Raw genomic sequence first — 14,850 nt, forward strand, 5'->3', positions numbered from 1 at the left:
GCCGTTGCCTTTAATAAAAGCAACGGTTTAAGGCATAACATTTTTAAAACGAGAAGTACTATGGCTTCAGACTTAAAAGCCCTATACCAAAATACGAATATTAGCGTAGCTGTTTTCTAAAGCTTCTTGAGACGCTTTTTCATTTAGCCATTCGACCTTAGTTATCCCTTCATTTTCTTGAGGCGACAAAGTACCGCTAAAAGTCGTTTTCATTTCAAACCAATGGGTGACTTTTATCTTATGCTTTCCGTTTCGTTTAAAGATATGGTAGGTGGTTTGTAGAGGCTTTGTAATCTTTAAACCCTCGACCCCTGTTTCCTCTTCAACTTCCCGTATTGCCGTTTCTTCAATGGTTTCTTTACGTTCGGCCTTACCTTTTGGCAGATCCCATTTATCATTTCTATAGATAAACAAGACCTCATTCTTATCGTTATAGACTTTTCCACCTCCGGCGACTACATTAGGTAAAAGCTTTAAAAACTTTTTCAGCAGCTTCTCTTCATTCTTATGAATTAAATGCACAGCCTTTAAATCCGTACGGTTTAAGGTCTTTATAACCTTGCCTATATTTACGGACTTTAAAAGAAAGGATTTAAAATCGGTTTCTTTCTTATTCTCAGTGGTTAAAATGATGGGTTTATCACCTACATATATTGTGTACATCCTTTAGTTGGTTTCAACATTATATATGTAAAAATATTATTTTTTTCGAGAAAGTATTTGAAATGAAAATTTAATTAATTTAAAATTTCTTAAGATTGAAAAATCATTATTTTTGTAATATGATTTTTAACAAAGACACCGCCAAAAAAACAGCCGAAGTTTTATTGCAAATCAATGCTATAAAATTACAACCCGAAAACCCGTTTACTTGGGCTTCTGGCTGGAAATCTCCTATTTATTGCGATAACAGAATTGTTTTATCGTTTCCACAAATTAGAAACTATATCCGCGCGACTATAGCAAAAAACATAGAAGACCTTTATGGTAAGCCCGATGTTATTGCTGGGGTTGCTACCGGCGCTATTGGTATAGGGGCCCTCGTTGCTGAATATTTAAATTTGCCTTTTGTATATGTTAGACCAGAAGCAAAAAAGCACGGCCGCCAAAACCAAATTGAAGGTTATATTGAAAAAGGACAAACCGTTGTTGTTGTAGAAGACCTTATTAGTACAGGGATGAGTAGCCTTAATGCTGTTCAAGCTTTAAAAGAAGCTGAAGTAAACATTAAAGGTATGGTAGCCATCTTTTCTTACGGATTTGATGTTGCCAAAAAGAATTTTGAAGAGGCTGATGTTGAATTGCATACCTTAGGTAATTATGAAAACTTGTTAGAGCAAGCTGTAGACACCTACTATATTACCACTGAGCAACAAAATATTTTAGCCAAATGGAATGCCAACCCTAGTGCTTGGTCACCACAATAAATTGATGACGTCAATCTTTTAAAGAAGTCGTTAGTCTTAATACGCCTTAAGACTCACCATATAAAACACAACTATGAAATTAGAATCTCCTAAAGTTACTTTAGACCAATCCGCAGAAACCACTTTTAATTTTCTTTCTGACATTAAAAACTTTGAAAGCTTAATGCCTGAAAACATTAGTAAATTTGAAGTTTTAGACACGGATAAATTTTTATTTGCTCTAAAAGGCATGCCTGATATTATCTTAAAGAAAAAGGAAGCCGTACCCCACTCTAAAATTGTATTAGGTGCTGCAGGTGGAAAATTAGACTTCGCTTTAATTGCAGATATCAACGAAGTCGCCGAGCAAAAAACAGAGGTTCAGTTACATTTTGAAGGCGATTTTAATGCTATGATGGCCATGATGATTAAGAATCCTATTAGTAAATTTATGGAAACCTTAGTCACTAAAATGAAAACCGCTATTTAAAGCAAGACGTATAAGTTTGGATTTAGTATAACAGTTTTACTTCTTTCAGATCGAAATATTTAATAATGTCATCCTCGGTCCAAACTTGTAACTGTCCCGTTTCCGTAATGCCTTGAATTATTCCGGCAAACCGCTGGTCATCCGCCCCCAAAAACGTTGAGGGTTTATCTTTTCTAAACAGTAGACTTTCATACTTATACTTCAGATCCTCTAACTGTCCCGATTCCAAAATCTCGAAATAAATTTGCAGTTGTTTTAAAACTTCAGCAAGCACTTCATCTTTATCATATAATATCCCCGTTAATACACTCATTGACGACGCTTGGGGTAAATTCTCGAATAGTTTCTGATTGACATTGAGTCCAAATCCAATAATAGACCCTTGCAATTGGTTATTTTTTATGACATTTTCAATCAATATTCCACAGATCTTACGGTTGGCTGACAAAATGTCGTTGGGCCATTTTATCCGTAATTGCGGAATTTTAAAGTGACTTAAAGCCGTGCTTATGGCTAAAGCCACCGTCATACTAATATAAAACTGATCTGTAACTTTAAAATTTGGTATTCTTTTAAACACACTAGCAGTAAGGTTTTTACCCGCTTCAGCGTGCCACTCTGCTCCCATTTGTCCCTTCCCTTTGGTCTGCAAATCGGCCGCAACTACTGTATAATCCTTGGGTAAGGACACTGCTGCCAAATCTTTGAGATAGCTATTTGTAGAGTCAATGGCATTAAGTTTGATTATGTACATTTAATACGCAAATTTATTTTATAGTTTTCTTATGACATTATGCGCCTACAAGAACTAAAAAAATAATAACTTTGCATAAAATTATAACAAATTAATGACGAAAGATAAAATACCTACAGACCAACTCATTACAGCTATCATCGGAGGCATCGAGGAAGTTAAAGGAAAAGAGATAACAATATTAGATTTACGAGAAATAGAAAATACTGTTTGTGATTATTTTATTGTTTGTGAAGGTTCTTCAAACACACAAGTAAACGCCATCGTCAATTCCGTTCAAAAACAAGTTAGTAAATCCCTTAAAGACAAGCCTTGGCATGTTGAAGGGACAGATAATGCAGAATGGGTTTTGATGGATTACGTAAACGTTGTGGTGCATGTGTTTCAAAAACATATTAGAGAATTTTACGATATTGAAGAACTTTGGGGAGACGCAAAGGTTACCCAAATAGAAACGAGTTACTAAATAAAGGACATGCTTAATGGCTAAAGACAATAAAACCCCAAACAAAAAACCTAAATTAAATCCGTATTGGATTTACGGAATTATCATTGCCGTTTTCATTTCTATTCAGATTTTTTCTGGTGGATTTGGAGAATCTACAGGGACACAAACTACTCCGGCACAGTTCTTAGATTACTTAGAACAAGGACAAGTTGATAAAATTGAAATTGTAAATAAACGAGAAGCTCGTGTTTTCTTAACTAAGGAAGCACAAACACAAGCGCCTCATAAAAACACAACTTCAAAATCTATAATTCCTTCGGTAAACGCATCTCCTAATTACAAATTTGAATTTGGTGATCTTCAGAATTTCGAAAAACAAGTTAATGAAGTTATCCAAACCAATAATTTAGATACGGAATTAGTTTATGAAACAGAGCATAATGTATGGGGCGATTTTCTCCTAACCTTATTACCTTTTGTTTTAATTATAGGTGTTTGGATTTTTATTATGCGTAGAATGTCTGGTGGCGGCGGAGGCGGCGCTGGAGGACAAATCTTCAACATAGGAAAGTCTAAAGCAAAACTCTTTGATGAAAAAATAGACACGAAAACCTCTTTTAAAGATGTTGCCGGTTTAGAAGGTGCTAAAGAAGAAGTTCAAGAAATTGTAGATTTCTTAAAGTTCCCAGAAAAGTATACAGCTTTAGGAGGTAAAATTCCAAAAGGAGCCTTACTTGTAGGACCTCCAGGAACAGGAAAAACCTTATTAGCAAAAGCGGTAGCAGGTGAAGCTAAAGTACCATTCTTCTCTTTATCAGGATCTGATTTTGTAGAGATGTTTGTTGGTGTTGGTGCCTCTCGTGTAAGAGACTTATTTAAGCAAGCCAAAGAAAAATCACCATCTATTATCTTTATTGATGAGATTGATGCTATTGGTAGAGCTAGAGGAAAAAACAACATGTCGGGTTCTAACGACGAGCGCGAAAACACTCTTAACCAACTCTTAACAGAGATGGATGGTTTCGGAACAAACACTAATGTTATTGTTTTAGCGGCAACCAACAGAGCCGATGTTTTAGATAGCGCTTTAATGCGTGCTGGTCGTTTTGATCGTCAGATCTATGTAGACTTACCGGATGTTAGAGAACGTCAAGAAATTTTTGAAGTGCATTTACGTCCACTTAAAAAAGAAGAGACTTTAGATATTGATTTCTTAGCGAAGCAAACCCCAGGATTTTCTGGAGCAGATATTGCTAATGTTTGTAATGAAGCTGCTTTAATTGCCGCTAGAAAAGGTAAAAAATCAGTTAACAAACAAGATTTCTTAGATGCTGTTGATAGAATTATCGGTGGTTTAGAAAAGAAAAATAAAATTATTACTCCAGCAGAGAAACGTGCGGTTGCTTTCCATGAGGCGGGCCATGCTACGGTAAGTTGGATGTTAGAACATGCTGCGCCTTTAGTGAAGGTTACAATTGTTCCTAGAGGACGTTCTTTAGGTGCCGCTTGGTACTTACCAGAAGAGCGTTTAATTGTACACCCAGAGCAGATGCTAGACGAAATGTGTGCAGCATTAGGAGGTAGAGCTGCAGAGAAAGTTATTTTTGATAAGATTTCTACTGGTGCTTTAAGTGACTTAGAAAAAGTGACTAAGCAAGCCCGTGCCATGGTTACGGTTTACGGTCTTAGCGATAAGGTAGGAAACCTAACGTACTACGATTCTTCAGGACAATCTGAATACGGGTTTACAAAACCTTACAGTGAGAAAACTGCTGAACTTATTGACCAAGAAATCTCTGATATTATTGAAGAGCAATACCAACGTGCTATCACTTTATTAGAAAATAATAAAGACAAATTAACAGAGTTAGCAGAGGTCTTATTAGACAAAGAAGTCATCTTTAAAGACAACCTTGAAAAGATCTTCGGGAAGCGTGCTTTTGAAACTCCAGTGCTTAAAAGCGAAGAAGAAGAATAGGCGCTCATCTCCCATAAATCATATAAAAAGCTTAAATTAACTCTGTGTTAGTTTAAGTTTTTTTATATTTGAAGATAACACACCACACTAGGATTAATAGCAATTATTGAATGAGCATATTTAGTAAATTCTTCGGAAGAAAATCTGAAAAAACTGAAGAAAACATACCAAATCATGAGCGGGGCAAATACATGCCTGAAATGAAGCTACCTGTAGATGAACGTTTTACAATTAATTTTAAAGCGAATGGTGGTAAATTTTTATATTGCGAAAATATAGAAGAAGTACAAGAAAGTTTCAATGCCATATTAGAAGAAAATCAATGGCATAATGATAAAGTCTTTATTATAGATCCACGTTTGGCTGAGTTATTTAAGGATTTTAATTTAAATGCCTCGCACAATCCTTCTGAAAGCACTTATTTTTTATCTACCTGTGAATATTTAATTTCTGACGACGGATCCTTATTAATTTCGTCCAACCAAATCGCAGAGAAAAAATTAATTGAATTACCAGATAACTTCATTATCTACGCCACTACAAGTCAGTTTGTAGAGACTATTGGCGAAGGCTTAAAAGGAATCAAAGCGAAAAGCACCACAAAAATTCCGACTAACATTACCACTATTAAACATTTTAAAACTGCAGACGATAAGGACTTCTTGACTTATGGTAGCAGCTCTAAAAATTTATACCTACTCTTACTAGAAGATTTATAATGAAAGAGTTAGCAATAAGAGCCCTCTCTGGGGCTATCTATGTCGTATTACTTATAGGTTCCCTATACGCTCAGAATACATCAGTCATTTTAATTGGACTTTTTGGCCTCATCTGTCTTACAGAGTTTAGCCGTCTTATCCATTTAAAATCTTTTGTACAATACATTATCTTTTTAGTGATCTATGGTGGTTTCTGGTATATGAGTGTATATAACACCACAGACCTTATAGCCAATGAAGCTATTAAAATCTTATTGGTTATTACCATCTTTGTCAACCTGATCTTAATAAAAGATGTTTTTACCGCTAAGAAAATTCCACTTTTCGAATCTAAGCGCCATATTGTAACCGCATTCTACTTAACAAGTGGTTTTGTGTTTATGATGCTTATCGCAAATTATCAAGATGAATTTACCCCTTTTATGCTCTTAGGTGCATTTATTCTTATTTGGGTGAATGACAGTGCAGCGTATTTAGTAGGTAAGAATTTTGGTAAACAAAAACTATTTCCGAGTATATCTCCTAAAAAAACAGTTGAAGGATTCCTAGGCGGTTTATTCTTTTCTTGCGTGTCTAGTTATTTTATTACCGTCTACGCGCATAGCTTAGGCCTAACCTTAAGCTACACTTCATGGCTTATTTTAGCTATTATTGTTAGTGTTTTTGGTACATTTGGCGACCTAATAGAGTCGAAATTTAAACGTCAAGCAGGTGTTAAAGATAGTGGCGTTATAATGCCAGGACACGGAGGACTGTTAGATCGATTAGATAGTATTATCTTTGCAGTACCATTTATATATTTATTCATAAGAATTTTAAAGTATGTTTCATAAAGAAGGCCATAAAATTATTTTTACAACGTTAGTTATTGTTGTTGCTTCATTTTTTCTCATTGATGGGTTTGTTACAACAGAATGGCTCAGAACCAGCTTAATGCTTTTGGTTTTAGGCTTCTTTATACTCATCCTACAGTTTTTTAGAAACCCTAAACGTAACACCCACCCAGAAGTCTCACAGGCCTTATCTCCTGTTGATGGTAAAGTGGTTGTTATAGAAGAAGTACAAGAAAATGAAGTATTTAAAGACAAACGTATTCAGGTATCTGTCTTTATGTCTCCGGTAAACGTCCATGTAACACGCTACCCAATTTCTGGTAAAGTCACTTATAGTAAGTACCACCCAGGAAAATATTTAGTGGCATGGCATCCTAAAGCCAGTGAAGAAAACGAACGTACAACGGTAGTGGTTGAGAACGCTAATTTTGGTAAAATTCTATACCGCCAAATTGCTGGGGCTTTAGCCAAGCGTATTGTAAATTATGCAAAAGTAGATGCGACTGCACAACAAGGTGCCGATTCAGGATTTATTAAATTTGGGTCGCGAGTAGATTTATTCTTACCTTTGCATGCTGATATAAAAGTAGAACTGAACCAAAAAGTTCGTGGTGGTGAAAGCATCATTGCAGAAATAAAATAATGACTTCCAAAAAAGATTTAGATATCGAATTTAAGAATGCTGTAGATCTTGTAAATGATCATACAGATCCTTTTCCTGCAGACTTTCTATTACGCCTCTATGCTTACTACAAAAAAGCAACTAGTAATTACGACAGACCAAGCAGCCGTAAACCTATTATTAATGCTTTTAAGGCCAATGCGCTATTTCAAATTAAAAATATTAGTAGAGAGCAAGCTAAAGTAGAATATATTAATCTCGTTAACACCTATTTTCTTTATAGAAAGTAATGGACGAGGACCATTGCAATCCTCTTTCTTAAACAAAAAAAATAGGACGCTCACAAAAAGGAGCAATCCTACTTTAGTATCTTATCCTACATTAAAAGGATTTTATTTCAAATTTAAACCTATCGTTTTTTCTTAGTCTCTAATAAGAGGCATCGTTGAACAACGCAATAAACCTTCTTGTTTTGCTATTTCAGCATAGGCTACTTCTTCAACTGTAAATCCATTTTCGCGCAACCAAGAATTTAATCGCGTAAAATTCTTTTCAGAAATCACAACATCTTCTGAAATTGAAAAGATGTTACTATTCATATTATACATTTCATCCTTAGTAATTTCGAAAATATTCTCTTTACCAAAGAAATCCACTAACCATTCGTATTCGCGCTCTACTAAGAACCCATTTTTATGAAGTATAGCTTTATCTTTTCCTATAGGTTGAAAACAACAGTCTAAATGAAGTGCATTTTCCTTAGGATCTGTATTAGATTTACGAAGCTCAAAAGACTTCACTGTTTTTTCAGGAAACACCTCTTGAAGCGCAATCACAGCATCCATATTAGTCCGTGCGGTTATATAATCGGAGTAATCTGCCCCAGAGTACGTTCCTATAAAAATATAATCGTTATAAGGCATAATATCACCACCTTCTACGTGACATTCTTCGGGAAGTTCAATTATATGATCCGTTCCTATTTGATCTAATACATGCTGAATTGCTTCGTACTCACGCTCACGATCGGGTAAAATATTCGCTTTTACCAATTTATCTTCTATGACAAAGGCGATATCTCTTGAAAAAATTTGGTTGTAATCTTGGATCACTTGCGGTCTATAAACAGTTACATCGTACTTTTCTAGTACTGCTGCCACAGCTTCCATTTCAGCTACCATATCAGCTTCTTTAGGATAAGTCCCTGCTTTGATATGCTGAATAGATTTAGGATCATAAGCCTCTTCTAATGACGGAATAGGTCCATTGCTTTCCGCAGTTCCTAATATGACAGCTTTTAGTTTAGAGGTTTCGTTTTCTATGTTTAATTTCATGTGGTCGTATCTATTAGTTATTTAGAATAATGCGCTATGTTTTAAAAACATTATTTAGAGATGCGTTTAGAGTAGGTGCTTTAAGCCAGAACTTTTGACTATTTTATGACTCTCATATTTGGTCAAAACCTAGCATGACATTCTACACTATCGCTAGTCCAAAAATAAAAAAAGCTTCATAATAAATATGAAGCTTTTTAATATTCTCTACGAATAAATTATCTTTCGTTAACAGGTACAAACGGTCTGTATGTTTCTCCTGTATACAATTGTCTTGGACGACCAATTGGTTCTTGTTTTCTTCTCATTTCTTTCCACTGTGCAATCCAACCTGGTAAACGACCTAAGGCAAACATCACCGTAAACATCTCTACAGGAATTCCCATAGCTCTGTAAATAATACCAGAATAGAAATCTACGTTTGGATATAATTTTCTATCTACGAAGTATGGATCTTCTAAAGCTTCTTTCTCTAAACCTTTAGCAATATCAAGAATTGGATCTTCAATTCCTAAATCAGATAACACTTCATCAGCGGCTACTTTAATAATCTTAGCTCTTGGATCAAAGTTTTTATACACACGGTGTCCAAAGCCCATAAGACGGAAAGGATCGTTTTTATCCTTAGCTTTAGCCATATACTTTTTAGTATCACCACCATCTTCTTTAATGGCTTCTAGCATTTCTAATACCGCTTGGTTAGCACCACCATGTAATGGTCCCCAAAGCGCAGAGATACCAGAGGCTAAAGACACAAAAAGACCGGCATGAGATGAACCTGTAATTCTAACCGTAGACGTAGAACAGTTTTGCTCGTGATCTGCATGTAAAATTAAAAGCTTATCTAAAGCATTAACAAGAATAGGATTTTGTTTGTACTCTCCGTTAGGACTCTTAAACATCATCTTTAAGATGTTCTCTACATATCCTAAGTTATCATCTCCATATTCTAATGGTAAACCTTGCTTCTTACGCATTGTCCATGAAACAATTACAGGGAATTTACCTAAAATTGTAACAATAGAATTATACATTGCTTCTTCTGAAGCGACATCTACTGAAGATGGGTAAAACGCCGTAAGTGCACTAGTTAATGACGATAACACGCCCATTGGGTGTGCTGATTTAGGGAAGGCATCTAAGATTTTCTTTAAATCATCATCTACAACTGAATGCGACTTGATGTCTTCATGAAACTGATCTAATTTTTCTTTGTTTGGTAATTCTCCGAAGATTAATAAATAAATAACTTCTAAGAAATCGGCTTTTTCAGCAAGTTCTTCAATAGAATATCCTCTATATCTTAAGATTCCTTTTTCACCATCTAGAAATGTAATAGCACTTTCACAACTTCCAGTATTTTTAAAACCTGGATCTATGGTGATTACTCCATTGGTAGCAGTTCTTAAACTTTTAATATCTATTGCGACTTCCTTTTCTGTTCCTATAACAACAGGAAATTCATACTTTTCACCATTAATTTCTAATGTAGCTTTATCTGACATATTTTCTCTACGGATTTTAATAAATTATAAGAACGTAAATTTACGAAATCTCAATCGATTTAGAAAGGAGATTTATAATGCTTTTAACAAATTAAATAGATCTTACAGGCTATTGAAACTAATTAAGTCTTATCGGCAATTATAGCTCCCGTTTCTAAGGCTCTATTCTTAGATTACACCACTTATAACTTGCAGCGTACAAAGCCTTAAAAGTGATGTATTCCCTAATACGAAGGCATAAAAAAACCATCTAACACTAAGTTAGATGGTTTTTTTATTTGGATAGGCTTTAAAAGCTTATGCCTTTATTTTAAAAGCATTTTCACCAGGAAAATAAGCAACATCTCCTAACTGCTCTTCAATACGTAATAATTGGTTGTATTTAGCCATACGATCACTACGTGAAGCCGAACCTGTTTTAATCTGACCACAGTTTAACGCTACAGCTAAATCTGCAATTGTGTTATCTTCAGTTTCACCAGATCTGTGAGACATTACAGATGTGTAACCTGCATTATGTGCCATATTTACAGCAGAAATAGTTTCTGTTAAAGTTCCGATTTGGTTCACTTTAATTAAGATAGAATTCGCGATACCTTCTTTAATACCTCTTTCTAAACGCTCTACATTAGTTACAAATAAATCATCACCAACTAATTGTACTTTATCTCCAATTAATTCAGTTAAATATTTGAAACCTTCCCAGTCGTTTTCATCCATACCATCTTCAATAGAAATGATTGGGTATTTACCAGCTAATTCAGCTAAATATTCAGCTTGTTCTTTACTTGTTCTGATAACTCCTGAATCTCCTTCAAACTTCTTGTAGTCGTATTTACCATCCACAAAAAATTCAGCAGAAGCACAATCCAAAGCGATCTTCACTTCGTCTCCAAATTTATAGCCAGCATTTTCAACAGCTTTTGCAATAGTATCTAAAGCATCTTCAGTTCCCCCTGCTAAGTTTGGTGCAAATCCACCTTCATCTCCAACAGCAGTACTTAAATCTCTATCGTGTAATACTTTTTTAAGGTTATGGAAAATTTCAGTTCCCATTTGCATAGCGTGTGTAAAATTCTTCGCTTTTACAGGCATAATCATAAACTCTTGAAATGCGATAGGCGCATCACTATGAGAACCTCCATTGATGATATTCATCATTGGTAATGGTAAAGTATTTGCAGAAACTCCACCTACATATCTGTATAATGGCATCCCTAATTCATTAGCCGCCGCTTTAGCTACTGCTAAAGAAACACCTAAGATTGCATTAGCACCTAACTTAGATTTGTTTGGTGTACCATCTAATTCAATCATCATTTTATCTATAGCATTCTGTTCAAAAACAGACATACCTAACAATTCTTGAGCTATTTCAGAATTTACATTTTCAACGGCTTTTAGAACTCCTTTTCCCATATAGGTATCGCCACCATCTCTCAATTCTACAGCTTCATGCTCACCTGTAGAGGCTCCAGAAGGAACTGCTGCCCTACCCATAACACCATTTTCTGTAGTCACATCCACTTCTACTGTTGGATTTCCTCGAGAATCTAAAATTTGTCTTGCGTGTACATTAATAATAATACTCATTATTCTTGGTTTTAGTTAAGTTTGATTTTAAAATTTAATTTGTCATAAAAATTGTACAACACTTGAACAAAGTTCCGTGTTATATAAGCCTTAGAACTGTAACAAATTTACGAAAATCTTAAAGGCTATACTTGACAAAAATCATATTTATGATTAAAGTTTACGATATTGTTTTCGTAACTAAAAAAACGCAAGAATTTTTTGTTATCCTTGCGTTTTCTGTAGTGTTTATTTCTTAAGATTCTCAATAAATTGATCAAATAAGTATAAAGAATCGTTTGGCCCAGGACTTGCCTCAGGGTGGTACTGAACCGAATAACAATTTTTATCCTTAAGCTTAATACCTGCTACTGTATCATCATTTAAATGTACATGCGTAATCTCTACATTAGCATGAGCTTCCGTTTCTTCTCGATTAATAGCAAACCCGTGATTTTGAGACGTTATTTCTCCTTTTCCGGTAACAAGGTTTTTCACCGGGTGGTTAATACCACGGTGCCCATTGTACATTTTATAAGTTGAAATACCATTGGCTAAAGCAATGACTTGGTGTCCTAAACAGATTCCGAATAAAGGCTTATTCTTTTCAATGATAGTCTTAGCCACTTCTATAGCATCTACTAGCGGTTCTGGATCTCCAGGACCATTAGACAGAAAATAACCATCTGGTTGAAACGCTTCTAAATCTTCAAACTTACTATTGTAAGGAAACACTTTAATATAAGCATCTCTTTTTGCTAAGTTTCTTAAGATATTCTTCTTAATCCCTAGATCTAGAGCAGCAATTTTATAAGTGGCATTTTCGTCTCCAACAAAGTAAGGTTCTTTGGTAGATACTTTAGAGGCTAAATCTAAACCAACCATAGACGGAATGTCTGCGAGTTGTTTTTTAAGACCTTCAATATTATCTACATCCGTAGAGATAACCGCATTCATAGCACCGTGATCTCTAATATAACTAACTAAAGCACGTGTATCTACATCGGCAATAGCAAGCGTGTTATGTTTTTCAAAGAATTCTTCTAAAGACGCATCTCCTGCCGGACGCGAGTAGTTAAAGCTAAAGTTTTTACAGATTAACCCAGCAATCATAACTTCATCTGATTCTACTTCATCAGCCTTGGTTCCGTAATTTCCAATATGGGCATTTGTCGTTACCATTAACTGACCGTAGTATGATGGGTCTGTAAAAATTTCTTGATATCCAGTGGTACCTGTATTAAAACAGACCTCTCCAAAAGCAGATCCCTCTTTACCTATCGATTTTCCGTGAAAAATAGTTCCATCTGCTAAAAGGATAATCGCTTTCTTTCTTTGTTTATACTTCATGACTTAAATATGAGTTATTAAGCTGTTGTTATGTTTTATGTTTTATTTAAAAATGTCTTAGAACTTACTACAGACATCTCTTAATACTATACCTACTATAAAAGACTTATACGGTTACCTTTTAAGGTGACGTTAAAAACCTAAATAGGGTTTAAAGGTTATAAAACCATTTTTTAGACCTTTTTGCTCTGCGCTATTAAAGCTAAACCTAATTACCTAAACTTTTGCAAAAGTCCAAAAAAAAAGGATAAACTGAAACAGTTTACCCTTTATATTTATAAATGCTTATCCACATTTATTCTTCTTCGTTAGACGCCTTAGTTTCAGCAGCTGGAGCTGTTGTAGCTTTGCTACCACCTCTTCTACTTCTACGAGTCGACTTCTTAGGCGCTTTATCAGCGTTGTAAAGTTCGTTGTAATCAACTAACTCAATCATTGCCATATCAGCGTTATCACCTAAACGATTTCCTAACTTAATGATACGTGTATATCCACCTGGACGATCACCAATCTTTGGAGCTACATCTCTAAACAATTCTGCTACAGCACCAGTTTGTCTTAACTTAGCCATAACGATACGTCTGTTGTGAGTCGTATCTGTTTTAGATTTTGTAATCATAGGCTCTACAAACTGCTTTAAAGCTTTAGCTTTCGCTACTGTTGTGTTAATACGTTTGTGCTCAATTAAAGAACAAGCCATATTAGCTAACATTGACTTTCTATGCGCTGTTTGTCTTCCTAAGTGGTTGAATTTTTTTCCGTGTCTCATGACATTTTGTTTTAATCATCATCTTGCTACTACCCTTTTACGAGGAGCAAAATATGACGTATTAATCTTTATCTAGTTTATATTTACTTAAATCCATTCCGAAGTTTAACCCTTTAACATTTACTAGTTCTTCTAGTTCAGTTAAAGACTTCTTACCGAAGTTTCTGAATTTCATTAAATCATTTTTGTTGAAAGATACTAAGTCTCCTAAGGTATCTACTTCTGCTGCTTTTAAACAATTAAGTGCACGTACAGAAAGATCCATATCAACCAATTTGGTTTTCAATAGTTGTCTCATGTGAAGTGATTCTTCATCATAAGTTTCAGTCTGTGCAATTTCATCAGCTTCTAAAGTGATACGCTCATCAGAGAATAACATGAAGTGGTGAATTAATATTTTAGCCGCTTCCGTTAAAGCATCTTTAGGATTGATAGAGCCATCAGTTCTAATTTCAAAAACTAATTTTTCATAATCCGTTTTTTGCTCAACACGGTAATTTTCAATACTATATTTTACATTCTGAATCGGTGTAAAGATTGAATCTGTAAAGATGGTTCCGATAGCTGCTGAAGATTTTTTATTCTCTTCTGCAGGAACATAACCTCTACCTTTTTCAATAGTTAACTCCATATTGATGTTTACTTTAGGATCTAAGTTACAGATCACTAAATCCGTATTTAAAACTTGGAATCCTGAGATAAACTTCTGGAAATCTCCAGCTGTAATTTGATTTTGTCCTGAAATAGAAATTGTAACGGTTTCGTTATCTACTTCTTCTATTTGACGCTTAAAGTTAACTTGCTTTAAGTTCAATATCATTTCAGTAACATCTTCTACAACACCAGAAATGGTAGAAAATTCGTGATCTACACCTTCTATTCTAATAGAAGTGATAGCAAATCCCTCTAAAGAAGATAATAAAACTCTTCTTAAAGCGTTTCCTACTGTTAACCCGTATCCTGGTTCCAAAGGTCTGAATTCAAACTTCCCTTCAAAATCAGTAGAATCAATCATGATTACTTTATCAGGCTTCTGAAAATTTAATATTGCCATAGTTGTCTTCGTTTTA

16 protein-coding genes are annotated in these 14,850 nt (G+C 34.8%); 8 read left to right on the plus strand and 8 right to left on the minus strand.

Annotated features, from left to right (window positions below):
* Positions 1-81 precede the first annotated feature (81 nt).
* Positions 82-663, minus strand: coding sequence for an NUDIX hydrolase (locus ACFQ13_RS06540; protein WP_386115433.1), 582 nt, complete (start codon positions 661-663; stop codon positions 82-84).
* 119 nt (positions 664-782) lie between these two features.
* On the opposite strand from ACFQ13_RS06540, the gene pyrE reads away from it, so the two are divergent.
* Complete coding sequence (gene pyrE / locus ACFQ13_RS06545) at positions 783-1,427, plus strand: orotate phosphoribosyltransferase (RefSeq protein WP_114310908.1); 645 nt, start codon at positions 783-785, stop codon at positions 1,425-1,427.
* Between the two features lie 73 nt (positions 1,428-1,500).
* Positions 1,501-1,896: an SRPBCC family protein gene (locus tag ACFQ13_RS06550; RefSeq protein WP_114310907.1), complete on the plus strand. Its 396-nt coding sequence runs from the start codon at positions 1,501-1,503 to the stop codon at positions 1,894-1,896.
* A 22-nt stretch (positions 1,897-1,918) separates the two neighbouring features.
* On the opposite strand, the gene ACFQ13_RS06555 is transcribed toward ACFQ13_RS06550, so the two are convergent.
* Positions 1,919-2,650: a biotin--[acetyl-CoA-carboxylase] ligase gene (locus ACFQ13_RS06555; RefSeq protein ID WP_386115436.1), complete on the minus strand. Its 732-nt coding sequence runs from the start codon at positions 2,648-2,650 to the stop codon at positions 1,919-1,921.
* 94 nt (positions 2,651-2,744) lie between these two features.
* On the opposite strand from ACFQ13_RS06555, the gene rsfS reads away from it, so the two are divergent.
* The 6 genes from rsfS (at position 2,745) to ACFQ13_RS06585 (ending at position 7,540) form a co-directional block, all read left to right on the plus strand.
* Positions 2,745-3,116 carry a ribosome silencing factor gene (gene rsfS, locus ACFQ13_RS06560; RefSeq protein WP_114310905.1) on the plus strand — a complete coding sequence of 124 codons (372 nt, stop codon included), beginning with the start codon at positions 2,745-2,747 and terminating at the stop codon, positions 3,114-3,116.
* A 16-nt stretch (positions 3,117-3,132) separates the two neighbouring features.
* A complete protein-coding gene (gene ftsH, locus ACFQ13_RS06565) occupies positions 3,133-5,076 on the plus strand; it encodes an ATP-dependent zinc metalloprotease FtsH (protein WP_386115440.1) in 1,944 nt (647 codons plus the stop codon).
* Between the two features lie 110 nt (positions 5,077-5,186).
* Positions 5,187-5,795: an LUD domain-containing protein gene (locus tag ACFQ13_RS06570; protein ID WP_386115443.1), complete on the plus strand. Its 609-nt coding sequence runs from the start codon at positions 5,187-5,189 to the stop codon at positions 5,793-5,795.
* Complete coding sequence (locus tag ACFQ13_RS06575) at positions 5,795-6,628, plus strand: phosphatidate cytidylyltransferase (protein WP_386115446.1); 834 nt, start codon at positions 5,795-5,797, stop codon at positions 6,626-6,628. The genes ACFQ13_RS06570 and ACFQ13_RS06575 overlap by 1 nt, the downstream gene beginning before the upstream one ends.
* Positions 6,618-7,271 (plus strand): phosphatidylserine decarboxylase family protein, encoded by a 654-nt coding sequence (locus ACFQ13_RS06580; protein ID WP_386115449.1) that lies wholly within the window; start codon positions 6,618-6,620, stop codon positions 7,269-7,271. The genes ACFQ13_RS06575 and ACFQ13_RS06580 overlap by 11 nt, the downstream gene beginning before the upstream one ends.
* Complete coding sequence (locus ACFQ13_RS06585; protein WP_386115452.1) at positions 7,271-7,540, plus strand: acyl-CoA-binding protein; 270 nt, start codon at positions 7,271-7,273, stop codon at positions 7,538-7,540. The genes ACFQ13_RS06580 and ACFQ13_RS06585 overlap by 1 nt, the downstream gene beginning before the upstream one ends.
* 132 nt (positions 7,541-7,672) lie before the next feature.
* Here ACFQ13_RS06585 and ACFQ13_RS06590 read toward each other — a convergent pair whose 3' ends face one another.
* The 6 genes from ACFQ13_RS06590 to ACFQ13_RS06615 all read right to left on the minus strand — a co-directional run bounded on the left by ACFQ13_RS06590 (position 7,673) and on the right by ACFQ13_RS06615 (position 14,834).
* Positions 7,673-8,584 carry a dimethylarginine dimethylaminohydrolase family protein gene (locus tag ACFQ13_RS06590; protein WP_386115455.1) on the minus strand — a complete coding sequence of 304 codons (912 nt, stop codon included), beginning with the start codon at positions 8,582-8,584 and terminating at the stop codon, positions 7,673-7,675.
* 218 nt (positions 8,585-8,802) lie between these two features.
* Positions 8,803-10,089 (minus strand): citrate synthase, encoded by a 1,287-nt coding sequence (locus tag ACFQ13_RS06595; protein WP_386115458.1) that lies wholly within the window; start codon positions 10,087-10,089, stop codon positions 8,803-8,805.
* A 297-nt stretch (positions 10,090-10,386) separates the two neighbouring features.
* Positions 10,387-11,682: a phosphopyruvate hydratase gene (gene eno / locus ACFQ13_RS06600; RefSeq protein WP_114310897.1), complete on the minus strand. Its 1,296-nt coding sequence runs from the start codon at positions 11,680-11,682 to the stop codon at positions 10,387-10,389.
* 228 nt (positions 11,683-11,910) lie between these two features.
* Positions 11,911-13,011 carry a glutamine-hydrolyzing carbamoyl-phosphate synthase small subunit gene (gene carA, locus ACFQ13_RS06605; protein ID WP_386115462.1) on the minus strand — a complete coding sequence of 367 codons (1,101 nt, stop codon included), beginning with the start codon at positions 13,009-13,011 and terminating at the stop codon, positions 11,911-11,913.
* A gap of 295 nt (positions 13,012-13,306) precedes the next feature.
* Complete coding sequence (rplQ, locus tag ACFQ13_RS06610; protein ID WP_114310895.1) at positions 13,307-13,780, minus strand: 50S ribosomal protein L17; 474 nt, start codon at positions 13,778-13,780, stop codon at positions 13,307-13,309.
* Positions 13,781-13,841: 61 nt separating this feature from the next.
* Positions 13,842-14,834 carry a DNA-directed RNA polymerase subunit alpha gene (locus ACFQ13_RS06615; protein ID WP_386115465.1) on the minus strand — a complete coding sequence of 331 codons (993 nt, stop codon included), beginning with the start codon at positions 14,832-14,834 and terminating at the stop codon, positions 13,842-13,844.
* Between the last annotated feature and the right edge of the window lie 16 nt (positions 14,835-14,850).

This window comes from Winogradskyella rapida (assembly GCF_042675845.1).
In the GTDB taxonomy this organism is placed as follows: Bacteria; Bacteroidota; Bacteroidia; order Flavobacteriales; family Flavobacteriaceae; genus Winogradskyella; species Winogradskyella rapida.